This window comes from Pseudarthrobacter sp. CC4 (genome assembly GCF_048957775.1).
Taxonomy (GTDB): Bacteria; Actinomycetota; Actinomycetes; order Actinomycetales; family Micrococcaceae; genus Arthrobacter.
On sequence record NZ_JARCCZ010000004.1, the window covers coordinates 102,850 to 128,870 of the forward strand.

General features: G+C 68.0%; 24 protein-coding genes and 1 pseudogene. 16 read left to right on the top strand and 9 right to left on the bottom strand.

Annotated elements, in window-relative coordinates; all coding sequences use genetic code 11:
- Positions 1–183: 183 nt before the first annotated feature.
- Positions 184–234, top strand: a pseudogene (locus PV768_RS04875) (hypothetical protein); the annotation flags it as partial.
- A gap of 315 nt (positions 235–549) precedes the next feature.
- Positions 550–1,011 carry an endonuclease domain-containing protein gene (locus PV768_RS04880; RefSeq protein WP_421092472.1) on the top strand — a complete coding sequence of 154 codons (462 nt, stop codon included), beginning with the start codon at positions 550–552 and terminating at the stop codon, positions 1,009–1,011.
- 122 nt (positions 1,012–1,133) lie between these two features.
- Here the strand turns inward: PV768_RS04880 and PV768_RS04885 are convergent, their stop codons facing one another.
- Both PV768_RS04885 and PV768_RS04890 read right to left on the bottom strand, forming a co-directional pair.
- A complete protein-coding gene (locus tag PV768_RS04885; RefSeq protein WP_421092421.1) occupies positions 1,134–1,559 on the bottom strand; it encodes a hypothetical protein in 426 nt (141 codons plus the stop codon).
- A gap of 13 nt (positions 1,560–1,572) precedes the next feature.
- Positions 1,573–2,241: a trimeric intracellular cation channel family protein gene (locus tag PV768_RS04890; protein ID WP_157241518.1), complete on the bottom strand. Its 669-nt coding sequence runs from the start codon at positions 2,239–2,241 to the stop codon at positions 1,573–1,575.
- 60 nt (positions 2,242–2,301) lie between these two features.
- Here PV768_RS04890 and PV768_RS04895 point away from each other — a divergent pair, with 60 nt between their 5' ends.
- From PV768_RS04895 to PV768_RS04950, 12 genes are all read left to right on the top strand, one after another.
- Positions 2,302–3,171, top strand: coding sequence for a sirohydrochlorin chelatase (locus tag PV768_RS04895; protein WP_321214163.1), 870 nt, complete (start codon positions 2,302–2,304; stop codon positions 3,169–3,171).
- 54 nt (positions 3,172–3,225) lie between these two features.
- Entirely contained in the window at positions 3,226–4,971 is a 1,746-nt protein-coding gene (locus PV768_RS04900) for a nitrite/sulfite reductase (RefSeq protein ID WP_421092422.1), read from the top strand.
- Positions 4,968–5,759 carry a phosphoadenylyl-sulfate reductase gene (locus tag PV768_RS04905; protein ID WP_421092423.1) on the top strand — a complete coding sequence of 264 codons (792 nt, stop codon included), beginning with the start codon at positions 4,968–4,970 and terminating at the stop codon, positions 5,757–5,759. Before PV768_RS04900 ends, PV768_RS04905 begins: the two co-directional genes overlap by 4 nt.
- Positions 5,756–6,703 (top strand): sulfate adenylyltransferase subunit CysD, encoded by a 948-nt coding sequence (gene cysD, locus PV768_RS04910; protein ID WP_104998738.1) that lies wholly within the window; start codon positions 5,756–5,758, stop codon positions 6,701–6,703. Before PV768_RS04905 ends, cysD begins: the two co-directional genes overlap by 4 nt.
- Positions 6,704–8,119: a sulfate adenylyltransferase subunit 1 gene (locus PV768_RS04915; protein ID WP_421092424.1), complete on the top strand. Its 1,416-nt coding sequence runs from the start codon at positions 6,704–6,706 to the stop codon at positions 8,117–8,119.
- A gap of 111 nt (positions 8,120–8,230) precedes the next feature.
- Complete coding sequence (locus PV768_RS04920) at positions 8,231–9,397, top strand: RtcB family protein (RefSeq protein ID WP_421092425.1); 1,167 nt, start codon at positions 8,231–8,233, stop codon at positions 9,395–9,397.
- 130 nt (positions 9,398–9,527) lie between these two features.
- Complete coding sequence (locus PV768_RS04925; RefSeq protein ID WP_421092473.1) at positions 9,528–10,676, top strand: ABC transporter substrate-binding protein; 1,149 nt, start codon at positions 9,528–9,530, stop codon at positions 10,674–10,676.
- Positions 10,677–10,704: 28 nt separating this feature from the next.
- A complete protein-coding gene (locus tag PV768_RS04930) occupies positions 10,705–11,430 on the top strand; it encodes an ABC transporter ATP-binding protein (protein ID WP_157241525.1) in 726 nt (241 codons plus the stop codon).
- Positions 11,420–12,367: an ABC transporter permease gene (locus PV768_RS04935; RefSeq protein WP_157241526.1), complete on the top strand. Its 948-nt coding sequence runs from the start codon at positions 11,420–11,422 to the stop codon at positions 12,365–12,367. The genes PV768_RS04930 and PV768_RS04935 overlap by 11 nt, the downstream gene beginning before the upstream one ends.
- Positions 12,368–12,584: 217 nt before the next feature.
- Positions 12,585–13,034 (top strand): SRPBCC family protein, encoded by a 450-nt coding sequence (locus PV768_RS04940; RefSeq protein ID WP_321214159.1) that lies wholly within the window; start codon positions 12,585–12,587, stop codon positions 13,032–13,034.
- A 180-nt stretch (positions 13,035–13,214) separates the two neighbouring features.
- The gene (gene cobA, locus PV768_RS04945; RefSeq protein ID WP_421092426.1) at positions 13,215–14,480 is read left to right on the top strand and encodes a uroporphyrinogen-III C-methyltransferase; all 1,266 of its coding nucleotides are present in this window, start codon (positions 13,215–13,217) and stop codon (positions 14,478–14,480) included.
- A gap of 101 nt (positions 14,481–14,581) precedes the next feature.
- Entirely contained in the window at positions 14,582–16,048 is a 1,467-nt protein-coding gene (locus tag PV768_RS04950; protein ID WP_321214157.1) for an FAD-dependent oxidoreductase, read from the top strand.
- 89 nt (positions 16,049–16,137) lie between these two features.
- On the opposite strand, the gene PV768_RS04955 is transcribed toward PV768_RS04950, so the two are convergent.
- From PV768_RS04955 to PV768_RS04965, 3 genes are read right to left on the bottom strand one after another with little or no spacing between them, the layout of a single operon-like run.
- Positions 16,138–17,424 carry an SRPBCC family protein gene (locus tag PV768_RS04955; protein WP_421092427.1) on the bottom strand — a complete coding sequence of 429 codons (1,287 nt, stop codon included), beginning with the start codon at positions 17,422–17,424 and terminating at the stop codon, positions 16,138–16,140.
- A gap of 28 nt (positions 17,425–17,452) precedes the next feature.
- Positions 17,453–18,280: a DUF1206 domain-containing protein gene (locus tag PV768_RS04960; RefSeq protein WP_421092428.1), complete on the bottom strand. Its 828-nt coding sequence runs from the start codon at positions 18,278–18,280 to the stop codon at positions 17,453–17,455.
- Positions 18,281–18,283: 3 nt separating this feature from the next.
- Positions 18,284–18,574 (bottom strand): hypothetical protein, encoded by a 291-nt coding sequence (locus tag PV768_RS04965; protein WP_157241530.1) that lies wholly within the window; start codon positions 18,572–18,574, stop codon positions 18,284–18,286.
- A gap of 155 nt (positions 18,575–18,729) precedes the next feature.
- Between PV768_RS04965 and PV768_RS04970 the strand changes: the two genes are divergently transcribed.
- Positions 18,730–19,266 (top strand): hypothetical protein, encoded by a 537-nt coding sequence (locus PV768_RS04970; RefSeq protein ID WP_157241531.1) that lies wholly within the window; start codon positions 18,730–18,732, stop codon positions 19,264–19,266.
- Between the two features lie 110 nt (positions 19,267–19,376).
- Here the strand turns inward: PV768_RS04970 and PV768_RS04975 are convergent, their stop codons facing one another.
- From PV768_RS04975 to PV768_RS04985, 3 genes are all read right to left on the bottom strand, one after another.
- Positions 19,377–20,633: an AI-2E family transporter gene (locus tag PV768_RS04975; protein WP_421092429.1), complete on the bottom strand. Its 1,257-nt coding sequence runs from the start codon at positions 20,631–20,633 to the stop codon at positions 19,377–19,379.
- Between the two features lie 113 nt (positions 20,634–20,746).
- Positions 20,747–21,427: a FadR/GntR family transcriptional regulator gene (locus PV768_RS04980; protein WP_421092430.1), complete on the bottom strand. Its 681-nt coding sequence runs from the start codon at positions 21,425–21,427 to the stop codon at positions 20,747–20,749.
- Positions 21,428–21,433: 6 nt separating this feature from the next.
- A complete protein-coding gene (locus PV768_RS04985; protein WP_323056944.1) occupies positions 21,434–22,711 on the bottom strand; it encodes a CynX/NimT family MFS transporter in 1,278 nt (425 codons plus the stop codon).
- Positions 22,712–22,863: 152 nt separating this feature from the next.
- On the opposite strand from PV768_RS04985, the gene PV768_RS04990 reads away from it, so the two are divergent.
- Positions 22,864–24,450, top strand: a complete 1,587-nt coding sequence (locus PV768_RS04990; protein ID WP_421092431.1) for a CHAD domain-containing protein — start codon at positions 22,864–22,866, stop codon at positions 24,448–24,450.
- A gap of 79 nt (positions 24,451–24,529) precedes the next feature.
- Here the strand turns inward: PV768_RS04990 and PV768_RS04995 are convergent, their stop codons facing one another.
- On the bottom strand, positions 24,530–25,966 hold the full coding sequence (locus tag PV768_RS04995; RefSeq protein WP_157241534.1) for a PucR family transcriptional regulator: 1,437 nt from the start codon (positions 25,964–25,966) through the stop codon (positions 24,530–24,532).
- Positions 25,967–26,021 lie beyond the last annotated feature (55 nt).

Sequence of the window (26,021 nt, forward strand, 5' to 3'; positions counted from 1 at the left end):
TGATCCCCGGAAGCGCAAGGGTTCTGCCCCTGCAACGGGCCAAAAGATACGCGTCCGGGACCACCTTCCTTGAGTGACGCTCAGTCTTCGTCCACATAGCTCCTCCCTTGCCTCGCGGATCGGGCCGCCTCGGGTGACGCTGTCGTGGTGGACATCAGCGACTATCTTCAGCGCCGCGGTGGCGTGGCCCGGACATCGCATCTGGAAAAGGCCGGATTTGGACGGGCAGCCGTCAGGGGTGCCGTGGCCAGTGGCCGGATCGTGAAGTCGAGCCGCGGCGTTTACGCCATTCCGGCAGCAAATCCCCTGCAGCAGGCCATGGATCGGGGAGGGCTTCTGACGTGTGTGTCTGCTGCGCCCGTATACGGGTTGTGGACCTTGAAGAGTGACCCGGCCTTGCACATCTGCCGCAGTCATCCGGGGCGCACCCCGGGAGTGGTGGAGCATGGGCGGCCCAGACATCCGAGGCACGGCTGGCTTCCTGTTGTGGGCCTGGCAGACGTCCTGCTGCATAGCATGCGTTGCCTACCCGAGCTGGAGGCTCTGACAATGATCCAGTCTGCTGCCGGACGCGGCGACATCTCTCTCGAGTTCCTCTATGCCAGCTGTAGTGGCAAGCGCAATGGCAAGGCCAGGAAGCTTCTGGACCTGGTGATCCCCAGGGCGGACTCAGTGCTTGAAGTGCTTGCCAATACGCACTTTGCCAGAGCTGGGCTCAGAGTGCGGCGGCACGTGAATATTCCAGGGGTGGGGGAGGTGGACTTCCTTATCGAGGAGTGCCTTGTTGTGGAGACCGACGGCTCAACCCACTTTGAACCACGTTCGGTCAAGAAGGACCAGCGGCGGAACAACCGGAGCATCCTGGGCGGATATCTGGTGCTCCGCTACTACTACGAGGACGTGGTCCATGCGCCCGAGGCGATGATCGCAGAGGTCCTGTCTGTCCTCGAGTTGAGGCGCAGGGGTGTCTTTCCGGCGCGTCCTGCCGATGGCGGCGACGAATATGCGTAACTTTTGGCCCTGCCACGGCTGCCCGTTCCCGGAAACTCAGGGACCTGCCAGGGTGCCGGCTTTATAAGTCACGCATTTCCGGCCGGCGCGTCCGTGTCAAGGTGCCCCGCTTTGGCCGAAACCTAGTCTTCGTCGTCCTCGAAGGCCCACTCGAACATGTCGAACACGAACTCCGAGAAGGTGCCTTCCTCGGACTTCCACTGGCCGCGGGCGTTGTTGCGGCGGTACACGATGGGGTCCGGGACGCTGAGGTCTCCCACGCGGAACCCCCAGGTGTATTCCTCTTCCTCGTCCTCGAGGAACATCAGGAAGCCTTCGTCGTCGACTTCCAATTCGTCCGGATCCCAGAAGTAGTGGTAAGCCTCCATCAGGTCCTCGCAGCCGCCAACGGCCAGGTAGAACTCGCGGAGCACCAGGGGAATCTGGAACTGGTGGTCGGCCAGGGCCTTGTCCAGCTCCTCCGGAGTCAGCCCGTCCTCTGCCTGCCATTCGTCCTCGAGATACTTTGGAACCAGCGCACGGAATTTCTCGAGGAACATGTCAGTCATGGTTCAATCCTAGCTAATCGCGGCCCCGCGATTCGCCGCTGTCGGCCTCAGCCCGGTGCCAGCCGTGGACGGCCAGGGGGATGCGCCAGGACCGCCGCCAGCTTGCCACCCGGAAGGCAAACACGACGGCGGCAACGGCGCATGCGGTGAGCGCATTGAAGGTTCCGGTCACCCAGAGCACTCCGGTCAGCGCGGCCCCGCAAAACGCGGGCACCGCGTACAGGTCCGCGGGGTTGAACAGCTGTGGCACCTCGTTGGCCGTGATGTCCCGGAGCAGCCCGCCGCCCACCGCCGTCGTGACCCCCAGCAGGACCGCGGCAAGGGGGTTCACGCCAAAGGACAGCGCCTTCAGTGTGCCGGTGATGCAGAAGAGGGCCAGCCCGCCGGCGTCGAACAGCACCAGCAGGGACGTGAAGCGCTGGAACGCGGGGAACAGGAAGTACACCAGGACTGTAGCCAGCACCGGCGGGACGAGGTACGCGGGGTTGGTGAATGCGGCCGGGATGACGGCGAGGATGATGTCCCTGATCACGCCCCCGCCGAGGGACACCAGCGAGGCCAGCAGGAGCGAGCCGACGATATCGAACTGCTTCCGGGCCGCCAGCAGCGATCCGGACACGGCGAAGAAGAAGATGCCGGCCAGGTCCAGCCATACCAGGGCGATGTCAAAAGGGAATGTCATGGAGCGTCCCGGCGGTTTAAAGAGGGCGGACAGGGCGGCTCCAACGTTACGCTAGCCCCTATGAACAGCCCCATCATGATCGCCTGCGCCCATGGGACGTCCAACACACAGGGAGCCGCGGAGGTCAACGCCCTGCGCGCCGCCATCGCCGCCCTCCGCCCGGGCCTCGATGTCCGGGAAGCCTATGTGGACGTCCAGCAGCCGGACTTGGTGGATGTGGTGGCCGGCCTGCCCGAGGGTGAACCCGCCGTCGTGGTTCCGCTGCTGCTCAGCGTTGGCTACCACGTCAAGGTGGACATCGCCAGGGCCGTTAAGAGCCGGCCGGGCAGTGCTGCTGCCGCGCCGCTGGGGCCGGATCCGCGCCTGGCCGCGCTGCTGGACCAGCGGCTGCGGGAGGCCGGCGTCACGGACAACGACGTTATCGTGCTCGCCGCCGCGGGCTCCTCCAACCCCAACGCCGCGGTCAGTGTCGAAGACCTGCTGGGCCAGCTCCGGGAGCTGCGGTCCAACCGGATGGTGGCGGCCTATGGTGCCTCGGCCAAGCCGTCCGTGCCCGACGCCGTCGCGATGCTTCGCGAGGAACTGGAAGGCGGTGCCGGGGCGGGTGAGTCCGCGGGGGCTGTCGACGTCGGCGGGCGCGTGGTGATTGCCTCCTACCTCCTGGCGCCGGGCTTCTTCCACGACCAGCTCGCCAAGGCCGGGGCCGACCTTGTGACCGAACCCCTGCTGCCGTCCCCCGTGCTGGCCGAGATCGCGCTGGAACGGTACGACGCCGCCGTCGCAAAGGCCCGCGAAACCGCGGCCCAGGCGCCGGCCGCCGCCCCGGCCCCCGAGCCCCAGGAAGCCCCCGCAGAACCGGAGCCCGAAACACAGGAGGGTGGCTTCTTCAAGGCTGTCCGGCGTTTCGTGACGAAATATTTCCCTAGGTGACTTAGCGTTTCCGGGCCTTTGTGACGCTCTTCGGGCGGGACCTACAGTCGATGCATGACTGATACAGCTCTAGCCGGAGCGTCCGCGGACTCCGCTGCCGCCAAGCGCCCCGCGCGCACCAACCGCCCCGTCGCGAAGCCGCACGGGCAGTGGAAAGTGGACGGCAAAACGCCCCTGAACGCCAACGAAACCTGGAAACAGGAAGACGACGGCCTCAACGTGCGCGAGCGTATCGAGACCATCTATTCCAAAGAGGGCTTTGACGCCATCCCCGGCCAGGACCTGCACGGCCGGTTCCGCTGGTGGGGCCTGTACACCCAGCGCAAGCCCGGGATCGACGGCGGCAAGACCGCAACGCTTGAGCCGCACGAGCTCGAGGACAAGTACTTCATGCTCCGGGTACGGATCGACGGCGGGGCGCTCACCACCGAGCAGCTGCGCGTCATCGGCCAGATTTCCGTGGACTTCGCGCGTGACTCCGCTGACCTCACGGACCGCCAGAACATCCAGCTGCACTGGATCCGCGTGGAGGACATCCCCGAGATCTGGAACCGGCTGGAGGGTGTTGGCCTGTCCACCACCGAGGCCTGCGGCGACGTTCCCCGCGTGATCCTTGGTTCGCCCGTGGCCGGCATCGCCAAGGACGAGATCATCGACCCCACGCCGCTGATCGCGGAGCTGGGGGAGCGGTTCATCGGCAACCCGCTGCTGTCCAACCTGCCGCGCAAGTACAAGACCGCCATCACCGGCCACCCCAGCCAGGACGTGGTCCACGAGATCAACGACTTCGCCCTGGTGGGTGTCCGCCACCCGGAACTTGGCATCGGCTACGACCTCTGGGCCGGCGGCGCGCTGTCCACCAACCCGATGCTCGGCAAGCGCCTCGGTGCCTTCGTGACGCCGGAGCAGGCTGCCGACGTGTGGCTCGGCGTTACCAGCATCTTCCGCGACTACGGCTACCGCCGCATGCGCACCAAGGCCCGCCTGAAGTTCCTGATGGCCGACTGGGGTCCGGAGAAATTCCGCCAGGTCCTCGAGGACGAATACCTCGGCTACAAGCTGGCCGACGGCCCCGCCGCGCCCAAGCCCACCACGCCCGGTGACCACGTCGGCGTGCATGAGCAGAAGGACGGCAAGTTCTTCATTGGTGCCACCCCGCTGGCCGGCCGCCTGTCCGGCGCCGCGCTGGTCAAGTTGGCGGACACCCTCGAGGCCCGCGGCTCCTACCGGCTGCGCACCACCCCGCACCAGAAGCTCGTGGTCCTGGACGTCGAGAAGGAACAGGTTGAGCCCCTGGTGGCTGAACTGGATGCGCTGGGCCTCTCCGCCCGCCCGTCCGTGTTCCGCCGCGGCACCATCGCCTGCACCGGCATCGAGTACTGCAAGCTGGCCATCGTGGAAACCAAGCACACGGCAGCAACCGCAGTCGCCGAGCTGGAACGCCGCCTGGCCGACCTCGCAGAATCCGGCGAGCTGCCGCACGCACTGTCCCTGCACATCAACGGCTGCCCCAACTCCTGCGCCCGCATCCAGACGGCGGACATCGGCCTCAAGGGCATGATGCTTCCCACGCCCGACGGCGACCCCTCCCCGGGTTTCCAGGTCCACCTGGGTGGCGGGCTGGCTTCCAGCGACCGCGAGGAAGCAGGCCTGGGCCGCACCGTCCGCGGCCTCAAGGTCTATGTGGACGATCTCCCGGACTACGTGGAGCGCGTCGTCCGCACCTTCGTAGCCCAGCGGGCCGAAGGCCAGACCTTCGCCGAATGGGCCCACGCAGCAGACGAGGAGGCACTGCAGTGAGTAAGCACGCACTTGGGGTAGACCCCGTGGTTGCACCGGCTGAGGCCGCCGCGCAGGTTGAGGAGACGGTGGCGACCGCCGCTCCCAAGCTCCGCTCGCACGACGAGCTGAAGGCCCTGGCCGAAGCCGGCGCGGCCGAGCTCGGCTGGGACGCCCCCGCCCGCGATGTCATCGCCTGGGTGGAGCGCAACTTCGAACTGCCGGCCGTCGCCGTCGCCTGCTCCATGGCCGACGCCGTCCTGCCGGCCCTCGTCGCTGACCAGATGCCCGGCGTCGACGTCCTGTTCCTGGAGACCGGCTACCACTTCCCGGAAACCTATGCCACGCGCGACGAGGTGGCCGCTAACCTCCGCGTCAACGTGGTGGACGTGCTTCCGGAGAACACCGTGGAACAGCAGGACCGCCTCCTGGGCAAGGACCTCTTCGCCCGCGACGCCGCCCAGTGCTGCGCCCTCCGCAAGGTGGCCCCGCTGCAGCGCACCCTGGCCGGCTACGAACTCTGGTTCACCGGTGTCCGCCGCGACGAGGCGCCCACCCGCACCAACACTCCGCTGGTCAGCTGGGACGACAAGAACGGCCTGGTCAAGGTCAACCCGGTGGCCGCATGGACATTCGACCAGCTGGTCCAGTACTCGGACGACAACCTCCTGCCCGTCAACCCGCTGCTATCCCAGGGTTACCCCTCCATTGGCTGCCTGCCCTGCACCCGCAAGGTGGCGCCCGGCGACGACCCCCGCGCCGGCCGCTGGGCAGGTACCGACAAGACAGAATGCGGGCTACACGTATGAGCACTTTCCTAACCGAGGAGACTACCCAGGTGACCGACTCCGCCGTCTCAACCCGACTGAGCAGCCTGGACACCCTCGAATCCGAGGCCATCCACATCATCCGCGAGGTTGTCGCCGAGTTCGAGAAGCCCGCGCTGCTGTTCTCCGGCGGCAAGGACTCCGTGGTGATGCTGCACCTGGCCACCAAGGCCTTCTGGCCGGGCAAGGTCCCCTTCCCCGTGCTGCACGTGGACACCGGCCACAACTTCCCGGAGGTCATCGACTTCCGTGACCGCACCGTTGAGCGCCTCGGCCTGAAGCTCGTCGTCGGCTCCGTGCAGGAGTTCATTGACCGCGGCGAGCTCGCCGAGCGTGCCGACGGCACCCGCAACCCGCTGCAGACCGTCCCGCTGCTGGACGCGATCCAGCGGAACAAGTTCGACGCCGTCTTCGGCGGCGGCCGCCGCGACGAGGATAAGGCCCGCGCCAAGGAGCGCATCCTGAGCCTCCGCGACGAGTTCGGCCAGTGGGACCCGCGCAACCAGCGGCCCGAGCTGTGGAACCTCTACAACGGCCGCCACACTGTGGGCCAGCATGTCCGCGCGTTCCCCATCAGCAACTGGACCGAGCTGGACATCTGGCGCTACATCGAGCGTGAGAACATCGAGCTGCCCGGCCTGTACTACGCCCACGAGCGCGAAGTCTTCGCCCGCGACGGCATGTGGCGCGCGGTGGGCGAGGTGTCCCAGCCGCTGCCGCACGAGGAAGTCATCACCAAGACCGTCCGCTACCGCACTGTGGGGGACATGTCCTGCACCGGCGCCGTCGAATCGGACGCGTACACCGTGTCCGACGTCGTGGTTGAAGTCGCTGCCTCCACCCTGACCGAACGTGGCGCCACCCGTGCAGATGACCGCATCTCCGAGGCCGCCATGGAAGACCGCAAGAAGGACGGGTATTTCTAAATGAGCACCGACACAGTTTTGTCCGGCGCGGCCGGCGACCTCGAAGCTGCCCTGCCCACAACGCTCTTCCGCTTCGCCACCGCGGGATCGGTCGACGACGGCAAGTCCACTTTGGTGGGCCGCCTCCTTCACGATTCCAAGGCCATCCTGGCTGACACCCTCGACGCCGTTGCCCGCACCTCCGCGGACCGCGGCTTCGGCGGGGCTGCCGGCGGGATCGACCTGGCGCTGCTGACGGACGGCCTGCGTGCCGAGCGCGAGCAGGGCATCACCATCGACGTGGCCTACCGCTACTTCGCCACCGACCGCCGCAGCTTCATCCTGGCCGACTGCCCCGGGCACGTCCAGTACACCAAGAACACGGTGACCGGCGCGTCCACTGCGGATGCCGTCGTCGTCCTCATCGACGCCCGCAAGGGCGTGCTGGAGCAGACCCGCCGGCACCTGTCCGTGCTGCAGCTGCTGCGCGTGGCGCACGTGATCGTGGCCGTGAACAAGATCGACCTGGTGGACTTCAGCGAATCCGTGTTCCGCGGGATCGAAGCCGACGTGCAGCAGGTGGGCCGCGAGCTGGGCCTGGGTTCCGATGGAATCACCGACCTGCTGGTCATCCCCGTGTCCGCCCTCGACGGCGACAACGTGGTGGACCGCTCCGAGCGGACCCCCTGGTACACCGGCCCCGCCCTGCTTGAGGTCCTTGAGACCCTGCCGGCCGCCGACGAACTGGAAAGCCACCTGGAAAGCTTCCGCTTCCCGGTGCAGCTGGTCATCCGGCCGCAGGGCGCCCTGGCACCGGACGCCGTCGCTGCCGGCCTGGACGTGGAGGACTACCGCGACTACCGCGCGTACGCCGGCCAGATCACCGAAGGCTCGGTCAAGGTGGGGGACAGGGTCTCCGTCCTGACCCCCGGCCAGGACCCGCGCACCACCACGGTGGTGGGCATCGACTTCGCCGGCGCCTCGCTGGAGGAAGCCGCCGCCCCGCAGTCCGTGGCCATCCGCCTGGCCGAGGAATTCGACGTCGCACGAGGTGACACCATCGCGGCAGCCGGCACCGTCCGCGAAGCCTCGGCCGATCTGTACGCGTCGCTGTGCTGGCTGTCCCCGAAGCCGCTCCGCGAGGGACAGAAGGTGCTGGTCAAGCACGGCACCCGCACTGTCCAGGCGCTGGTCCGCAACGTTGGCGGCAAGCTGGACCTGGCCTCCTTCAAGCTGGAACCGGCATCCACCCTGGAACTGAACGACATCGGCAACGCGCAGCTCCGGCTCGCCGCGCCGCTGCCGCTGGAGAACTACCTGCACCACCGCCGCACCGGCGCGTTCCTGGTGATCGACCCGCTGGACGGCAACACCCTCGCCGCCGGCCTGGTCAAGGACCACCCGGGCGACCACGAGGACGAGCGCTACAGCATCTAGGGACTCCCTTTCGAAGCCGCGGCTTGTTCGCAGATCCGGACCTTCAAGGTCCTGATTCGCGAACAAGCCGCGGTTTTGTCGTCTCGTATGGTTGTTAGGAGGAGGCGGAGCATGGAGACCATCAACCCGAAGCTTCTGAACTGGGCTTCGATCCTGGATGAAAAGACCCGCGAGCAGGCCGTGATGACCTCACAGCTGCCCTTCATCTATCCACACCTGGCCCTGATGCCGGACGCGCACCTGGGCCTGGGCGCCACCGTCGGCTCCGTCATCCCCACGCTCGGCGCCATCATCCCGGCGGCGGTGGGGGTGGACATCGGCTGCGGCATGATCGCGGTCCGGACCCAGTACGCGCTTAAGGACCTTCCCAAGAACCGCAAGACGCTGCGCGAGGACATTGAACGCGCCATCCCGCTTTCGGCCGGTCACAACAACCGGACAGTGCTCCCCACGGCGGAACCCCGGATCGCGGAACTGAAGAGGCTGGCCGCGAAAGCCGGCTTCAATCCGGGCCAGTATGTCGAAAAATGGGAACTGCAGTTGGGCTCCCTGGGCTCGGGCAACCACTTCATCGAGGTCTGCGCAGACGAATCCGACGCGGTCTGGCTCTTCCTGCACTCCGGCTCGCGCGGCGTCGGCAACAAGATCGCCCAGCACCACATCGGCGTCGCGCAGCGCGTGGTGACGAAAAGCAGGATCCACCTCCCTGACCGGGACCTGGCCTACCTCGAGGAGGGCACGCCCGAGTTCGAGAGGTACATCGCGGAGCTGCGCTGGGCCCAGCACTTCGCGCTGCTGAACCGCGAGGAGATGATGGACCGCGTTACCACCCGGTTCGGCCACTGGGTGCGCGGCCGGGTGCGCGAGCTGGAACGGATCAACTGCCACCACAACTTCACCCAGCAGGAGACGCACTACGGCAAGTCGGTGTGGGTGTCCCGCAAGGGCGCCATCAAAGCCGGGCCCGGCGATCCTGGACTCATTCCCGGGTCCATGGGGACGGCGTCGTACGTAGTGGAAGGCCGCGGCAACCCCGCGTCGCTGAACTCCTCGCCCCACGGGGCCGGCCGTGAGTACTCCCGCAACGCCGCCCGCAAGGCGTTCTCCCTGGAGCAGCTGAAGAAGGCCATGCGGGGGATTGAGTTCCGGGCGTCGGAGGCCTTCATCGACGAGATTCCCGCAGCCTACAAGCCCATTGACCAGGTGATGCACGACGCCGCGGACCTGGTCACGGTGCGGCACAAGCTGCGGCAGCTGGTCAATGTGAAGGGCAACTGAATCGCGGAAGTCCGGTGGCAGGGCGGCCGAATGTGACGCTAGATGAACGTGCGTGACCCCCCGTTTAGGCTTCATTGAACGGGAATATGACTCTCCCTATGGTGAAACAATGACTAGTTCCAAGCCCGGGATGATCCGCATCGTGGCAGGCGAAAGCGCAGCACCCAAGCGCAAGCGTGCCGTCGAGGCCGCCCTTGCCATCGGACTGGTCCTGCTGATCGCCGTCGGGGCCGTGGTGGCGTCCACCGTTTCGCGGAACACGGAGGCGCAGGCCGCTGAGCCCACGCCCGCCGCCGAGCTGAAGCTCGGGTACTTCGGCAATGTCACCCATGCCCCGGCACTGGTTGGCATCAAGGAGGGGTTCCTCGCCGAAGCCCTGGGCAGCACGTCGCTCAGCACCGAAACCTTCAACGCCGGGCCGGCAGCCATCGAGGCCCTGAACGCCGGCGCCATTGATGCCGCCTACATCGGCCCCAACCCCGCCATCAACTCGTACGTCAAGAGCCGGGGCGAGTCCGTCAGGATCATTGCCGGTGCTGCCGCGGGCGGCGCCCAACTCGTGGTCAAGCCGGAGATCAACTCGGCCGCCGACCTCCAGGGCAAGACCCTCGCCTCCCCGCAGCTCGGCGGCACCCAGGACGTTGCCCTCCGCGCCTGGCTGGCCTCCCAGGGCTACAAGACCAACGTTGACGGCAGCGGCGATGTCGCCATCAACCCCACGGAAAACGCGCAAACGCTGAAGCTGTTCCAGGACGGAAAGCTCGACGGCGCGTGGTTGCCTGAGCCGTGGGCGTCACGCCTGGTGCTCCAGGCCGGAGCCAAGGTGCTGGTGGACGAAAAGGACCTGTGGGACGGCAGCGGCACCGGGAAGCCGGGCGAGTTTCCCACAACGGTGCTGATCGTGAACCAGAAGTTCGCCGCGGACCATCCGGACACCGTCAAAGCACTGCTGGCCGGCCATGCGAAGTCGGTGGCCTGGCTGAACGAGGCCCCCGCCGCGGACAAGGCTTCCGTCATCAACTCGGCACTGCAGGAATCCGCGGGCGCGGCCCTTGCCGAAGATGTCCTGGCCCGGTCCCTGGCCAACATCACCTACACGCTGGACCCGCTGGCCGGAAGCTACCCGCGGCTGCTGCGCGACGGCGTCGAGGCCGGCACCACCAAGCAGGCCGAGATCAACGGGCTCTTCGACCTCCGCCCGCTGAATGGCGTGGCCGGCGAAGGCCCTGCCGGCCAGGGCAGCAGCAAGATTTCAGCAGCCGGCCTCGGCCAGGACTGATCCAACCCACCAACTTAAGGACGGCACCATGCCAGTCGTACTGGAACACCTGGGCAAGCGCTTCGGCGACGGCGCCCCGGTACTGGACGACGTCAACGCCACCATCGGGAAGGGCGAGTTCGTTGCCCTCCTCGGTGCCTCTGGCTGCGGCAAATCCACCCTGCTGAACATCATCGCGGGACTGGAGCCGCCGTCGTCGGGCGCCCTGGAGGTGCCCAGCGACGGTGCCGCCTTCATGTTCCAGGACGCCGCGCTGTTCCCGTGGCTGACCGCCCGGGAAAACATCGAGCTGGCCCTGAAACTCCGCGGCGTGGGCAAGGCGGAGCGCAAGGCCAAGGCCCAGGAACTCCTTGAGCTGGTGCACTTGGGTTCGGCCGGGGACAAGCGCCCGCACGAGCTCTCCGGCGGCATGCGCCAGCGCGTGTCACTGGCGCGCTCGCTCGCCCAGGACCGGCAGCTGCTCCTGATGGACGAGCCCTTCGCCGCCCTCGACGCCATCACCCGCGACCTGCTGCACGATGAACTGGAGCGGATCTGGAAGGAAACCGGGCGGACCATCGTCTTCGTGACCCACAACGTCCGCGAGGCCGTCCGGCTGGGCCAGCGCGTGCTGCTGCTGTCCTCGCGGCCGGGCCGGGTGGTCCAGGAGTGGGACGTCACCGAGGAACACCGAACCGACGCCGGGCTCGCCGGCCAGCTGACCGGGGTCATCACTGCCCGGCTCCGGGAGGAGATCCGCCGCCATGCCAAGTAACCCAACGCCCCTGGCCGAAGCTTCCGCCGAACCGGCCGAGCCCCGCCACATCCACGCCGCGCTGACCCGGTCCTCCACCGGGCGCGAGGACCTGCGCGAACTCGAGTCCGGGCTGGACTCCCTGCAGTCCGACGCCGACCGGAAACGCCGGGTGGACTGGAGCCGCATCCTGCTGCCCATCGCCGCCCTGGTGGTGCTGGTGCTGATCTGGCAGTTTTACGTCTCGCTTGGGTTCAAGCGCCGCGATCAGGTCCCAGGCCCGATGGACGTGCTGGGCCAGATGGGAGTCCTCTGGAGCGAGGGCAAAGTGCAGGAATCCGTATGGACGTCACTGCAGCGAGGGCTGGTGGGCTTCGTCATTTCGGTCGCCATCGCCACGCCCGTGGGCCTCCTGCTCGCACAGGTCGCGCCGCTGCGCCGGGCCTTTGGTCCGCTGATTTCCGGCCTCCAGGTCCTCCCGTCGGTTGCCTGGGTCCCGGCAGCCATCATCTGGTTCGGCCTCACCGATGCCACTGTGTACTTCGTGGTGTTCATGGGCGCCATCCCGTCCATCATCAACGGCCTGATTTCCGGCGTGGACCAGATCCCGCCGCAGTACCGGCGTGTTGGCACGGTTCTGGGCGCCTCCCGGCTGGAGATGGCGCTGCAGATCATCCTCCCCGCCGCACTGCCCGGCTACCTGGGCGGCCTGAAGCAGGGCTGGGCCTTCTCCTGGCGGTCTCTCATGGCGGCGGAAATCATCGCCGTGGGCGGCACCATCGGCTTCGGCCTGGGTTCGTTGCTGGACCAGGGAAGGCAGCTGTCCGACATGGCCGTGGTGATGTCGGCGATCCTGCTGATCCTCGCCGTCGGCATCCTGATCGAACTTCTGGTCTTCGGGCCCATCGAGAAGCGGCTCCTCCGCAGCCGCGGGCTCCTGGCCGGCAGCACCCGCTAAGCACCCCCGCCTTCCGCACCCCGCAAAGCCCGACGGCGACCTCCCGCCGTCGGGCTTTGCCGCGTCCGCCGACCCAAATGCGTAACTTCTGACCGCCCGGGGCTGCTCCCGCCGCGCGGTATCGCGGGCACCATCCTGCATCAGGCCCAAAAGTTACGCATTTGCGGCCGGACCCGGGAGGTGCCGACCCAAAGGACCTGGATGGCAGACTGGCCCCATGACCGCCAATTTTGCGTGCCACACCGAGAGTTCCCTTCCACCGGAGAGGCTGTTCGACCTGGCCCGCAGCGTCGACGCCCACGTGGAATCCCAGAAAGGCTCGGGGGAGCGGGCGGTGGCCGGCGTGACGTCCGGGCTGATCGGTGAGGGCCAGGAAGTCTCCTGGCGGGCACGGCATTTCGGGCTTTCGCTCACGATGACCAGCCGCGTCACCCAGATGGACTACCCGCGGAGCTTCACGGACGAGCAAATCCGCGGCCCGTTCCGGTCCTTCCGCCACGTCCATGAATTCGAGGCCACCCCCGGCGGCTGCATCATGACAGACCGGGTGGAGTTCACGGCGCCGTTCGGGCTCCTTGGCCGTGCAGCCGAAAAGCTGGTCCTGCGGCCCTACCTGCACCGGCTCATCCGGGACCGCGGCCGGTTCCTCGCCGGCATCAGCAACTGAACCGGGCACATTGGCACGGACGCGCCGGGGACAACGGCGCAGACGGCCCTGAGCCCCGCCAATGTGCCCCATGAAGGCGCACGACGACGGCCTGGCAGCTTTGTGACGAAGCGTTACCTTGCGTGAACTGGTGTTGCTCGGCCTTTGTGGGCGATTGTGACGCGGCCCTACCGTTGATTCATGGCAATTCAGGATATCTACCCCACCGCGCTGCGCCTCCTCGGCCGCCCGGTGCTGGTGGTGGGCGGGGGCCCCGTTGCTGCCCGCCGCGCCAAGGGGTTGCTCGACGCCGGTGCAGTGGTCACCGTCGTGGCTCCCGTTGCCTCCGCCGCGCTCCAGGACATGGCCGACGCCGGCCTCCTCACCTGGGAGCAACGCACCTACCTTCCGTCCGACGTCGACGGCGCCTGGTTCGTCCAGACCGCCACCGGCGATACCGCCGTGGACGCCCAGGTCTCGAACGACGCCGAGGCGCAGCGCATCTGGTGCGTCAACGCCTCCGACCATGAAGCCTCCGCCGCCTGGACCCCGGCAGTCGCCGAGGTGGACGACGTCAAGATCGCCGTGAACGCCGGGGGAGACCCTCGCCGTGCCATGGCAGTGCGCGACGCCGTTGCTACCGCCCTCGAAACGGGCGACCTTCCGTTGCGCCGCCGCCGGGCCCACCGCGGTTCCGTTGCGCTGGTGGGTGGCGGCCCCGGCGATACCGGGCTCATCACCGTCCGCGGCCGCCGGCTCCTGGGCCAGGCCGACGTCGTGGTGGCCGACCGCCTGGGCCCCCGCGAACTCCTGAACGAACTTGCACCCGATGTCCGCGTGATCGAGGTTGGCAAGACGCCCGGCCACCACCCCGTGCCGCAGGCGGAGATCAACCGGATCCTCGTCGAGGAAGCCCTCAAAGGCCACCGGGTGGTCCGGCTCAAGGGCGGCGACCCGTACGTCCTGGGCCGCGGCGGGGAAGAGGCCGAACACTGCCGGCAGCACGGCGTCGAGGTTGAAGTGGTTTCCGGCGTCACGTCGGCGATCTCCGTTCCCGCCGCAGCCGGAATCCCGGTGACGCACCGCGGACTGGCGAAGGGCTTCAGCGTGGTGACCGGCCACGAGGAACTCTCTGAAATCCCCGCCCGCCCCGACCACACCATCGTCCTGCTGATGGGTGTGGGCCAGCTGCGCGAATCCGCGTCCGCCCTCGGCAAAGCCGGACTGCCTGACGGGACGCCAGTTGGTATCGTGGAAAACGGCTATTTGCCGGACCAGCGCGTGACGATCGGCACCCTTGGTTCCATTGCGGACCAGGCGGAAGCCGCCGGCGTCGCAAATCCCGCAGTCATTGTCATCGGCGACGTGGTGCGCGTGAGCCCCTTCGCGCCGTCGCACTTCAAATCCGCTGACTACAGCACCACCACCCCGAACAGCCCCCGCAAGCCCCGAGTCCTCACAACCTAGTAGCCCCCACCCAACTAAGTAGCGCCAAGTGTCGTTTTGAACCCTCATAACGACACTTAGCGCTACCTAGTTGGGACGGACCGAAGAAAAGGAACACAGCCGTGTCATCAAGCACCACCGTAGGTTCTGCCGAACGTCCGCTGCGCGTCGCCGTCGTGGGCTCCGGCCCGGCCGGCGTCTACGCCGCGGACATCCTCACCAAGAGCGAGGCCGTCAAGAGCGGCGAGCTGACCGTGAGCATCGACCTCTTTGACCGCTACCCGGCACCCTACGGCCTGATCCGCTACGGCGTTGCCCCGGACCACCCCCGCATCAAGGGCATCGTCAACGCCCTGCACAAGGTCCTGGACCGCGGCGACATCCGCTTCTTCGGCAACGTGGACTACGGCACCGACCTCACCATCGAGGACCTCCGCACCCACTACGACGCCGTCATCTTCGCTACCGGCGCCATCAAGGACGCGGACCTGAACATCCCCGGCATCGAGCTCGAAGGCTCCTTCGGCGGCGCAGACTTCGTCTCCTGGTACGACGGCCACCCGGACGTCCCCCGCGAATGGCCGCTCGAGGCCAAGGAGATCGCCGTGATCGGCAACGGCAACGTGGCCCTGGACGTGGCCCGCGTCCTCTCCAAGCACGCAGACGACCTGCTGGTCTCCGAAATCCCGGACAACGTCTACGCCGGCCTGAAGGCTTCCCCGGTCACGGACGTGCACGTCTTCGGCCGCCGCGGCCCCGCCCAGGTGAAGTTCACCCCGCTGGAGCTGCGCGAGCTGTCCCACTCCAAGGACGTGGACATCATCCTGTACCCGGAGGACTTCGAGTTCGACGAGGAATCGGACCGCCAGATCCAGACGAACAACCAGACCAAGACCATGGTGGGCACGCTCACCAACTGGATCGCCGAGCAGCCCGAGGACCTCTCCGAGCTCAAGGCTTCCCGCCGCCTGCACCTGCACTTCCTGCACAGCCCGGTGGAGATCTACGACGACGCCGAGACGCCGGGCAAGGTGGCCGGCATGCGGTTTGAGCGCACCGAGCTGGACGGCACGGGCAACGCCCGCGGCACCGGCGAGTTCGTGGAGTACCCGGTCCAGGCCGTGTACCGCGCCATCGGCTACTTCGGCTCCGCCCTGCCGGAGATCGAGTTCGACCACACCAAGGGCGTCATCCCGAACGACGGCGGCCGCGTCCTGGACGCCTCGGGCACCCACGTGCCGGGCATCTACGCCACCGGCTGGATCAAGCGCGGACCGGTGGGCCTGATCGGCCACACCAAGGGCGACGCCCTCGAGACCGTCACCTACCTGCTGGAGGACCGCGAAAACCTCCCGGTGGCCAGTGTTCCCGCAGAGGACGCCGTCGTGGAACTCCTTGACGCCCGGGGCGTGAAGTTCACCAGCTGGGAAGGCTGGCTGGCGCTGGACGCGCACGAGCTCGCCCTTGGCGCAGCCGCCACGGAGGCCGGCGGCTCCCACGGTGTCGAGGTCAAGCGTGAGCGCATCAAGGTGGTGCCGCGCGAGGACATGGTGGACATCTCCCGCGACGGCGTGGCCGCGCAGGTCTAGTTCGCAGGAACAACGCGGGGTCACTTTCCGCCCAATAATCCGAAATTATTGGGCGGAAAGTGACCCCGCGTTGCTTTAACCCGAGCGTGCTATCTCCCTGCCCCGCCTGCTGCCATGAGTTCGAGCCGCTTGAGGGTCTCGCGGTTGCGCACTGAGATTGCGGGGTCACGCAGTACCTTGGGCACCCGCTTGCCGGGTCCGCGGATGGCGTCCTCGGCGATGGTCACCAGGCACTGATCGCCCCGGTCCTCAAGGGTGATGGCCACCTTCGCTTCGCCCATGGGCCAGCCGCGGGCCACCAGTTCCAGGGATTTACCGGGTTCGACGCCGGTCACCTGCGTGCTGTCGTTGATCACCAGCGGCCACGCGCCCACGGAGTGGTGCAGGCGTGAGCCGGCCTGCGGCCACGTGTCATCCACGGCCCTGATCCGGGAAGCGCCCACCACCCAGCCGGAGTACAGCCAGCCGTCGGCGATGACTTTCCAGATATCGGCGGCGGGGGAGTTGAACAGCTGGGACACGGTGGACATGGTGTTCCTTCCTGTGGTGGTGGAGCGGGCAGGATTTCCCGCCGCAGCGGGAGCCGCAGCGGGGGAGCGTACGACGACGGCAGGAGCCGGCTGCTGTGCCGCCAGGTAGGAGCGCTCCCGGAGGCGGCGCGCCCAGGCATACGTTTGTGTTCCGGGCGGCTGGTTGGCGAGCGGGTCGAAGCGCAGGGGAGTGTCCCGCGGCTCGGGGGCGGCGCGCAGGCGCAGCTCGCCGCACTCATGCCACTGCCCGGCTGGCCTGGCCCAGTACAGTCCAAGAATCCATTCCCCGGAAGCCAGCGACGCGTCCGGAAGCTGCTCCGTCCGCAGGCCCAGCAGCACCGGACCTTTCCGGCCGCGGTACGGCATGAGGGTGGTCAGGGTGGCGCTTGCGACGTCGAGTTTGGGCTGGAGCAGGAACCGGCCGGGCAGCCGCCAGCCGGTGGACGCGAAGAGGACGTCGGCCGGGCCGGGGCCGGCAAAGCCGGCAGCAGGGCCGCCGGGAGCATGACCGCCGGGCGGGGTGACCCGAAGCGCAAGCCCCAGGATGTCCGGAAGGTTCTGCGGCAGGCCCGCCGAACGGGAAAACCTCGCCTCGACGGTGTCCGTGCCGGGTTGGTCCAGCCAGTCCAGCCCGCTCGGCTCACCGGGGCTGCCGGTCCTAGCCAGGTCACCGGCCAGCGCCACCCCGTCCGGATGGATGGGCCGGTCAGGCCGGGCCAGCTTGACGAGGCGGAACATGCCCGCGAAGGCGCCGCCCGCCGTCGCACTTAAGGCCCCGCCCGCCGTCGTACCTATGGGTCCGGCGCGGCCGGCCGCTGGTTGGTCACTCACAAGGTGGTCCGTCATGCTTCCTTCCTACCCCGAAAAGGCGGAACTACATGCGTCCGAACCGCGACCGGACAAGGGCGAAAATCCCATAGGCGATGAATCCGGCACCGATGGCCACCAGGAGGTACGGCCCGAAGGGATGGTCCTGGAGGGCCTTGAGGCTGCCGTCCAGCCCGGTGGATTCGTCCGGGCTGTGCTTGGCGGCGGCGATGACGAAGAGCAGTCCGGTGAGGACCAGGGCTACGCCTTTGGCGATGTGGCCGCCGACGCCCAGGACGTCGATCAGCCTGCCGCGCCGCCTGCCGTCGAAGTAGTACAGCTCCTCCTTGAACCCCCGGCGGACCCCCTTGGCCATGAAGTAGATTCCAATCCCAATGATCGTCAGGCCGAGGGCCACCAGCGTCCACAGCCCTGGCGGCGTAGCCATCAGCGAGGCGCTGAAATCCCGGGTGCTGTCACTGGAATCCCCACGCAGCCCGACGGCGAAACCGGCGAAGCTGAACCCCACGCTGCTGTAGGCGATGGCCAGGAAACCGGAGGAAATGAGCTTGGACACGCGCTCCTTGCGGGGGAGCCGGCGTGCCCGCAGGGTGGCCTCGCTTGCCTGCCACAGCCCCAGGCCGAGGCAAGCCAGTACGCAGGCCCACATCACGGCCGGGCCCCAGGCGTTGGCGGCGAGCTGCTCGATCGCCCCGGTGGGTTCGGCCTCGCCGGGCTGGCCGAACGCCACGGCGATGGCAATGGCGCCGATGATCACGTGCAGCAGGGCCATGACGGCGAATCCGGTGCGCGCCAGGACGTCCAGGGCCTTGTGGTTGGAGGCCTCCTCGACAGCGTCCGCGGCCTGGCGGATGGTGGATTCCCCGTCAGACATGGCTCAGCCGTTCATTGGTCCTTCGGCCCGCAGCTTCTCGGCGCCGGGCCCCTCGACGTGCACGGTGCAGCGGACCACGAGCCTTCCGGGGGCGTTGTCCAGTTCCACCAGGGAGTCGTCCGCACTCAGGACCGTGAACACCTGGGAGTCCGGCACCACGGCCACCCCCTTGGCTTTGGCCGTCTCCCGGGCGTTGCCCAGTGCCTCGTTCTGCAGGCCTTCTATGTATGCGTTCTCGTCTTCACGGGCCGGGTCCCCAAAAGCCCAGCCAAACAAAGTCCCTGTGTTTCCCATGGCGACGATGTTACGCGTTCTGCTCTGGGAAGACGGGCTTTCGTAACATTAGTAAGTGTGCTTACCATGGGCGGGCCAAGACCCTGACGGGACACGGCAAGCGAAGACCGCACGAGCGGCATCCCGCAACCACTTCGACGTTAGGAATGCACAACATGGCAGGAAATCTCATTGCCCGGTCAGTTCACGATTTGACGGCAGCGGCGTGGTTCGGCGGATCCCTCATGGGGGCCATCGGCCTCAACGGTGCAGCGGCGGCAGCCAAGGATCCGTCCGAACGCACCCGGCTCTCCAGTGCCGGCTGGATGAAGTGGGCGCCGTTCCAGACGGCGGCCTTCGCCTCCCACCTCGTGGCGGACCTGGCCATCGCCTGGGAGAACAAGGGACGCATTGCCAAGCAGGAGGGCGTGGCCCGGGACACCGTGATCAAGACGGCGGTGACGGTGGTAGGCGCGGCGGTAACGCTGTACTCCGGCATCCTTGGCAAGAAGGTGGAGAAGCTTGCGGACCAGGGCGCCGCGGGTGCCACGGAGCCCCGGCCGGAGGCATCCGACGAACTGAAGGCGGCCCAGCAGCAGCTGAAGGTGCTGCAGTGGGTCATCCCGGCGTTCGCCGGCCTGGTGGTTGTCCTGGGTGCGAAGCACGGCGAGATGCAGCGTCCCAAGAACGTCCTCGCGGGCCTGCGCTCCTAGCCATACGGGTGCCTGCCCCGGGGTAAGGCGGCAACGCACGACGACGGTCCGGCACCTGGGTGCCGGACCGTCGTCGTGCACGGGCCGGGAAGGTGTCCTTGCCGGCCGGCCTAGATCGGTTTGGTGCCCGCCGGCGGCAGGTTCGGGTTCATGTCCTCGAGGTTCGGGTCCTCGGCAGTCCATACCTGGATGATGGCCCAGGCAACGGCGGCCAGCGGCACGGACAGCACCGCACCCACGATGCCGGCGAGGATGGTTCCGGCCGTCAACGCCATCAGGATCACCAGGGCGTGGAGCTGCAGGGACTTGCCCATGACGATGGGCTGCAGCAGGTCGCCCTCGAGCTGGTTGACGGCGATGACCACGGCCACCACGATCAGGGCGACCACCGGCCCGTTCGCCACCAGCGCCACCAGGGCTGCAAGAATCCCGGCCACGGTGGCGCCAACCAGGGGGATGAAGGCGGTGATGAAGACGACGATGGCCAGCGGGATGGCCAGGGGCACCTGCATGATCAGCAGCGCGGCGCCGATGGCCACCGTGTCCACCAGGGCGACGATCGCGGTGCCGCGGACGTAGCCGCCGAGCACCTCAAGGGTGCGGCGGCCGACGCGGCGCAGCTTGGCTTCACGGGCTCCGGTGAACGGGCGGAGGAAGAAGTTCCAGATCTTGGCGCCGTCCTTCAGGAAGAAAAAGAGGATGACGATCATCAGGCCGGCCCCGGCGATGAACTCGGTGACCACGGACAACCCGGTGATCGCGCCGGAGCGGACCTGGCTGCTGGTGGCAAAGTCGATGATGCCCTGCCGGGCTTGGTCCAGCTGTTCCTGCTCGATGGGGACGGGCCCGGTCAGCAGGAACTTCTCCAGCTCATCCAGTCCGGAGGAGGCCTGCTGGGCGAGCTCGCTCCACTGGTTGCTCACCGAGAAGTAGATGACGGTGGACACGCCGCCCAGCACCAGCAAAAGGCCGATGAACGCGATCCCTGTTGCCAGTCCCCCGGGCAGCCCCCGGCGCCGGAGCATGTTCACGAACGGGCCGATGGCCGCGGCCAGGATCAGCGCTATCAGGATTGGAATGACCAAGAGCTTGATCTGCATCAGCGCGTAGACGGATACAACCGCCACGATGAGGATCAGCAGGACCTGGGCGGCGCGGATGCCCACCCTCCCCAGGCCGTCACCCCAGAGCTCGGAGGGGGACCTGGGTTCCTTGGGCTTCCGGGCAGCCGCCGGGCGGTGGCCTTCGCCGCCCGGCTCCCCGTGCGCGGCGGCAGCGGCAGCCGCAACAGCCGGTGATTGTGCCGTGGCCTCCTGCGGGGGTTCGTGGCTCACGTCGTGCTCGGTGAGGCGTGATGATCGCGCCATGGGAACTCCTCATCGTCGGCGGGTGCCTGCCGCGCCGGGATGCAGGACAGGCTTACTACCTTCTCAGGTAGTAAGCCTACTGACGGACTGGGCAAGGGTGAAACCCCGCAGGACTATCCGGCGAGCCATTCGGCGCAGGAGTTCAGGTTCCGGCTCACGGTGGCCACGGCGGCCTCCGCGTCACGGAGTTCAATGGCATCAACCAGCAGGCCGTGCCCCTCATGCGGGCGCCCGTCGAAACCCGGCCGGCCCTGCTGCTTCAGGAGGTCCTGGTGGAAGGCGGCGCCAAAGCTGGCATACAGCTCGTGCAGCAGGGGGTTGCCGGAGGCCTGGGCTACCCGTTCATGGAAACCCCAGTCAGCGCGCGCCCAGGCCTCGTAGTCGCCGGCGCCCCAGGCCTGGTCCCGGGCGGCGAGCAGGGCACGCAGCGCCGTGACGTCGTCGGCCGTGGCATTTCTCGCCGCCAGCCGGGCCGCCTGGGTGTCCAGGCCCAGCCTGACTTCCAGGATGTGCTCCTCGGTGTGGTCCTGGTACAGCCGGCGGGCCGCGCCGGAAATTTCACTGGTGGCCCGGACGTAGGTGCCGTCACCGCGCCGGACCTCCAGCATTCCGCTGTGGGCAAGGGCCTTGACGGCCTCGCGGAGGGTGCCGCGGGAGACGCCGAGGCGGGCTATCAGCTCGGTTTCGGACGGGATGCGCCGGTGCAGGGGCCATTCGCCGGAGTGGACCATGCTGCGCAGCTTGGCGGTGACCTCGTCCGCGAGCGGCGGGCGGGAGGATGGGCTTAGGGCCATGGCGTGCTACTTCCTTCCAACGGCGTTGGTCATGGCCCTGCCGGTGATCAGGTGGGCCACCACGATCTGGGCCAGCGCCAGGCCAAGCAGGAGCAGGAGGGGCAGGGTCCAGCCGCCGGTGGCGCTGTGCAGCAGTCCCATCCCGAACGGTCCGGCCGTGGCCAGGAGGTAGCCCGTGGACTGGGCAAGCGTGGACAGCGCGGTGGTTTCGGCGGTGCTCGCCCCGCTGCGGCTGATCATCACCATCACCAGCGGGAAGATGCCCAGGCCGAAGCCCAGCAGGGCGGCAGGGACGGCGGCCAGGCCCACCGGGAGCACCAGCAGCAGCACCAGGCCCGCCACCATGGTGACGCTGACCAGGTAGAACGCAGGCCGCAGCATCCGGGGCCGGGAGCCGATCGCGATCAGCACCATGCCTGCCGGCACGGAGACCAGCTGCATCAGCCCGAACATCAGTCCGCTGTCCGAGGCGCTCATGCCCATGGTGGTCAGCATGTAGGGGAACCAGCTCAGCAGGGCATAGGCGAGCAGGGCCTGCAGCGTGAAGATCACTGTAAGGAGCAGCCCTTTGCGGGTCCGCAGCAGCGGCCACGGCGAGACGCGGACCGCCGGCCTCCGGGGACTGTTGCGGTGGGCGTGCAGTGCCACGGGCAGGAAGCCAAGGAGGGCCGCGACGGCGGTGATGCCAATGGCACCGACGGCCGCCGACGGCGAACCGAGGGCGTGGGCCAGCGGAACCACGGCGACGGCGGTCACGGTGGCACCCGTGGTCATGGTCACCGTGTAGACGGCGGTCATGAGCGACGTGCGGTGCGCGAAGTGTTCCCGGATGAAGGAGGGCATGGCCACGTTGCAGACGGCCAGGCCGGACATGCCAAGGACGCTGCCGGCCACCAGCATGCCGGTGGCCGGAATGCCGCGCAGGAGGAGCCCGCCGGCCAGCATGGCCAGGGCCACCAGGATCGCCTTTTCCACGCCAAGGCGCCCGGTCAGCCAGGAGGTGCCGGCGCCCGCCAGCGCAAAGCACAGCGTGGGGATGGACGGGATGACGGCGGCCACCAGCGCCCCATACCCGAGGACTGCCTGGAGGTCATGCAGCAGGGCGGACGCTCCGGTGATGCCCGCGCGCAGGTTCAGTCCGATCAGCACCAGCGCAATCACGCCGAAAACGACGGCGGACCGGGGCTTGGTGCCCGTCCCGGACAAAGCGGCGGCCGGGACGGCCGGGGTTGCCGGGGCGGCAGCAGCGGGCGCGTTGGCGGCGGGAGGATACGACTCAGGCATCTCTCGAGTCTAAAGGTTAGACGTTTGACGTCTGCAGTTTTGTGGCGGACCTCTCTCCCGGCCGTTCATCTTCGGGCAATAGAATCCGGATACGGCACCGGGCCAGCCAGGTCCGGACCCGCCGCAACGACGCGGAAGGACGGCCTGTTTTGGTGAGCCAACAAACGGAGATTGAGAAGAAGTACGACGTCGACGAGGACGCCACAGTGCCTCCGCTGGAGGGGCTCCCAGGAGTCACCAGGGCGGGTCTTCCCCATACTGCTGTGCTTCAGGCCGTCTACTTCGACACGAAGCGCCATACACTGGCGTCCCACCGGATCACCCTCCGCCGCCGCACCGGCGGAACCGACGCCGGCTGGCACCTGAAGCTGCCGCCGCTGGATGACGCTGCTTCCGCGACGGAACCGCTGCAGCGGCGGGAACTGCACGCCCCGCTGGGGCAGCCCGATGTGGTGCCTGACAGCCTCTTGGCCTACCTCCAGGCATACCTCCGGGGGGCTGAAGTGGCTCCGGTGGTGCGGCTGGAAACCAGCCGCACCACCCACGCCCTGTACGGCGAGGACGGCGTTCACTTGGCGGACCTCGCCGATGACCGGGTGACGGCCGAGCTCCTGCACCGCGGACAAAAAGGCGGAGCCGGGGGCGGCGGGGAGAAGCAGCATTGGCGTGAGTGGGAACTGGAACTCGTCCATGGCGATCCCGGGTTCTTCGGCCCCGCCGAGGAGCTGCTGGCCAAGGCCGGAGCCCGTCCCGCCGGGCACGCCTCGAAGCTTGCCCGTGCGCTGGGCGGCGCCGCCGGCTCCCTCCCGGACGCCGGCCCGTCCCGGAACGGAAGTACCCCTGCCCTGGCTGCCGGCAGGAAGGCCCCCGCAGCCGCCGTCGTCACTGCCTACCTCAGTGGACAGATCGGGGAGATCCTGGCCCAGGACCCGGGAGTCCGGCTGGAGGAGCCCGAGTCGGTGCACGACATGCGGTCCGCGCTCCGCCGGGTCCGCTCCGTGCTTTCTGCCTACTCAAAACTTTATGCAGCCGCTCCGGTGCGCCGGCTGCGCGACGAACTGAAATGGCTGGGCCAGCTGCTCGGCGCGCCACGGGATGCCGAGGTCCTGCTGGCCAGGCTCCGCGGGCACCTCGACGACCTTCCGCCGGGGGAGGGCGTGGACGACGTCAGGGCCAAGGTGGAGCACAAAGTGGGCGGCGCCTATGACGACGGTTACCGGCAGCTCCAGGAGGCGCTGCGCTCGGAACGCTACTTCCGGCTCCTGGATGACCTGGAGGCGTTCCGGGACAAACCGCCGGTCCGTCCGGACCCGGTGGCGCCGGGGCGCCGCGTGGCTGCGAAAGCCGTGGCCAAGGCTGCCAGGCGGCTGCGGCGCTCGCACAAGGCCGCGGTGCGGTCGAAGCGCGGAACGGCCCACGAAACCGCCCTCCACCAGGTGCGCAAGGATGCCAAGAAGCTGCGGCACGTGGCGGAATCTGCCGCCCAGGTCTACGGCAAACGTGGGGACAAGGTGGCCAAGGCCGCGCACCGGCAGCAAAAGATCCTGGGCAATTTCCACGACGCCGTGATCGCCCGGGACCTGCTGGCCACGGTGGGCTCACGCCAGGAACCGACGCCGGCTGCGGCAGCCTATGCAGCATTGGAGACGCGGGAGGACGGGCTGATCAGCAGCTCCGAGGCCCAGTACCGGAAAGCCCGCAGGAAGTCCCGGAAACTGCTGCGCCGCGGGCTGGGGTAGCGGCATGTCAGGGCAACGCGGGGTCGGATAACGCCCGATAAATCGCTGATATCGGGCAGGAAGTGACCCCGCGTTGGCGTTATTTCCCCTGCCGCGCGGACAGCCGGGCCACGGCCAGCGCCAGCCAGAGCTGCACGCGGTCCGCAGTGACGGCGGGGTCGTAACCGGTCAGCTCGGTAATCTGCGCCAGCCGGTACCGGACGGTGTTCCGGTGCAGGGTGAGCTCCTCGGCGACGGCGGCCACCGAGCCGTTGTTGTTGAGGTAGCTCTCCAGCGTGGCCATCAGTTCCGAGCCGTGGGCGGCGTCAAAGGTCCGCAGCGGGTCCAGGGACTCGTTGGCCATGTCCGCCAGCGGTACGTCCTCGCTGGCCAGGAGCAGCGATGTCAGGCTGAGGCGCTCCGGCTCATTGACGGGCAGGCCGTGGCTTGCCGCGTCACGGGCCTCAAAGTAGCTCCACCGCAGGCCGTTCGGCTTGGTGTACGCGCCGCCGATCCCGATCGTGGCGTGGATGCCGGCTTCTGCCAGGTGGTCGCTCAGCTTCCGGGCAAGGGCAGGTGCGCCGCCGCCGTCGTCGTTAATGACCAGCACCAGGTCCTTGCCCACGACGGCGGCCACCGCCTTTTCCAGTTCGCGCGGCACCGAGGTACTCACCAGTGCCTTGTTGTGGGCGGCCGAAACGGCCAGCAGCACCACGTTCTTCCGGGTGCTGTTGACGCCCACGCCGGCCAGGCGCCGCTGGGCCTCGCTGGTCTCCAGCGCCCCGTGGATCACGTCTTCCAGGACCTGGCCGCAGAGGGCACGCTGGGCCTGGCGCTGCTTGACCATGTTGTTCAGCTCCACGCTGATCAGGCTTTGGGCGTACCCGATGATGCCCGAGTCCTCGAAGGGCTGCCGGACCCAGAGGGTGCAGGCATCCCGCCGGCCGGTGGGGACGGGATAGGAGGACCAGGAGTCCGCGGACGGGGAATCGCTGCTGCTGTTGTAGAGCTGGGCCGTGAACTGGGTGAGGGCCACGTCGGTGCGCAGCATGTTGCCCAGGTGCTTGAGGAGCTCGGCGAGCCCGCCACCGGTGAGCAGTGCCCGGGCCAGAATCTGGTGCCCGGCGATCAGCCGCTCGAGTTTGGCGTAGTGGTCCGCGGACTGGGCGTCGGCCACCAGCTTGCCGATGGCAATGAACGGCGTCTCGTAGGGAACCTCCACCACCGGCAGGCCCCACCGGTTCGCCTCCGCCAGCAGGGCAGGAGGGACCGTCTCGTGCGAGAGCCCCACGCCGAAGCCAATGCCCACGGCACCGGCCCGCTGCACCTGCCGGACAAAGCGCCGCTGCTCCGGCGCGGACCGCAGGCGCAGGCCGGTGGTGAGGATCAGTTCCCCGCCGTTGAGGAACCGGTGCGGATCCTCCAGTTCCGTGACTGCCACCCAGTTGATGTCCTGGTGCCAGGTGGTCTCGGCGACCCCGGCCTTGGACAGCTTCAGGGAGTTAACACCCAGCAGGGCGGCAAGGGAAATGGCCATGGATCAAGGATAAACGGGCGCTGGGCAACCGCACTAAACAGCTCCCGGAAGGGTG

Coding starts and splice junctions, on each gene's coding strand:
- cobA (WP_421092426.1), top strand. CDS start 13,215: ATGGCAATTCAGGATATCTACCCCACCGCGCTGCGCCTCCTCGGCCGC.
- PV768_RS04960 (WP_421092428.1), bottom strand. CDS start 18,280: ATGTCTGACGGGGAATCCACCATCCGCCAGGCCGCGGACGCTGTCGAG.
- PV768_RS04930 (WP_157241525.1), top strand. CDS start 10,705: ATGCCAGTCGTACTGGAACACCTGGGCAAGCGCTTCGGCGACGGCGCC.
- PV768_RS04975 (WP_421092429.1), bottom strand. CDS start 20,633: ATGGCGCGATCATCACGCCTCACCGAGCACGACGTGAGCCACGAACCC.
- PV768_RS04925 (WP_421092473.1), top strand. CDS start 9,528: ATGATCCGCATCGTGGCAGGCGAAAGCGCAGCACCCAAGCGCAAGCGT.
- PV768_RS04985 (WP_323056944.1), bottom strand. CDS start 22,711: ATGCCTGAGTCGTATCCTCCCGCCGCCAACGCGCCCGCTGCTGCCGCC.
- PV768_RS04980 (WP_421092430.1), bottom strand. CDS start 21,427: ATGGCCCTAAGCCCATCCTCCCGCCCGCCGCTCGCGGACGAGGTCACC.
- PV768_RS04970 (WP_157241531.1), top strand. CDS start 18,730: ATGGCAGGAAATCTCATTGCCCGGTCAGTTCACGATTTGACGGCAGCG.
- PV768_RS04895 (WP_321214163.1), top strand. CDS start 2,302: ATGAACAGCCCCATCATGATCGCCTGCGCCCATGGGACGTCCAACACA.
- PV768_RS04965 (WP_157241530.1), bottom strand. CDS start 18,574: ATGGGAAACACAGGGACTTTGTTTGGCTGGGCTTTTGGGGACCCGGCC.
- PV768_RS04890 (WP_157241518.1), bottom strand. CDS start 2,241: ATGACATTCCCTTTTGACATCGCCCTGGTATGGCTGGACCTGGCCGGC.
- PV768_RS04955 (WP_421092427.1), bottom strand. CDS start 17,424: ATGACGGACCACCTTGTGAGTGACCAACCAGCGGCCGGCCGCGCCGGA.
- PV768_RS04915 (WP_421092424.1), top strand. CDS start 6,704: ATGAGCACCGACACAGTTTTGTCCGGCGCGGCCGGCGACCTCGAAGCT.
- PV768_RS04920 (WP_421092425.1), top strand. CDS start 8,231: ATGGAGACCATCAACCCGAAGCTTCTGAACTGGGCTTCGATCCTGGAT.
- PV768_RS04885 (WP_421092421.1), bottom strand. CDS start 1,559: ATGACTGACATGTTCCTCGAGAAATTCCGTGCGCTGGTTCCAAAGTAT.
- PV768_RS04935 (WP_157241526.1), top strand. CDS start 11,420: ATGCCAAGTAACCCAACGCCCCTGGCCGAAGCTTCCGCCGAACCGGCC.
- PV768_RS04880 (WP_421092472.1), top strand. CDS start 550: ATGATCCAGTCTGCTGCCGGACGCGGCGACATCTCTCTCGAGTTCCTC.
- PV768_RS04995 (WP_157241534.1), bottom strand. CDS start 25,966: ATGGCCATTTCCCTTGCCGCCCTGCTGGGTGTTAACTCCCTGAAGCTG.
- cysD (WP_104998738.1), top strand. CDS start 5,756: ATGAGCACTTTCCTAACCGAGGAGACTACCCAGGTGACCGACTCCGCC.
- PV768_RS04900 (WP_421092422.1), top strand. CDS start 3,226: ATGACTGATACAGCTCTAGCCGGAGCGTCCGCGGACTCCGCTGCCGCC.
- PV768_RS04940 (WP_321214159.1), top strand. CDS start 12,585: ATGACCGCCAATTTTGCGTGCCACACCGAGAGTTCCCTTCCACCGGAG.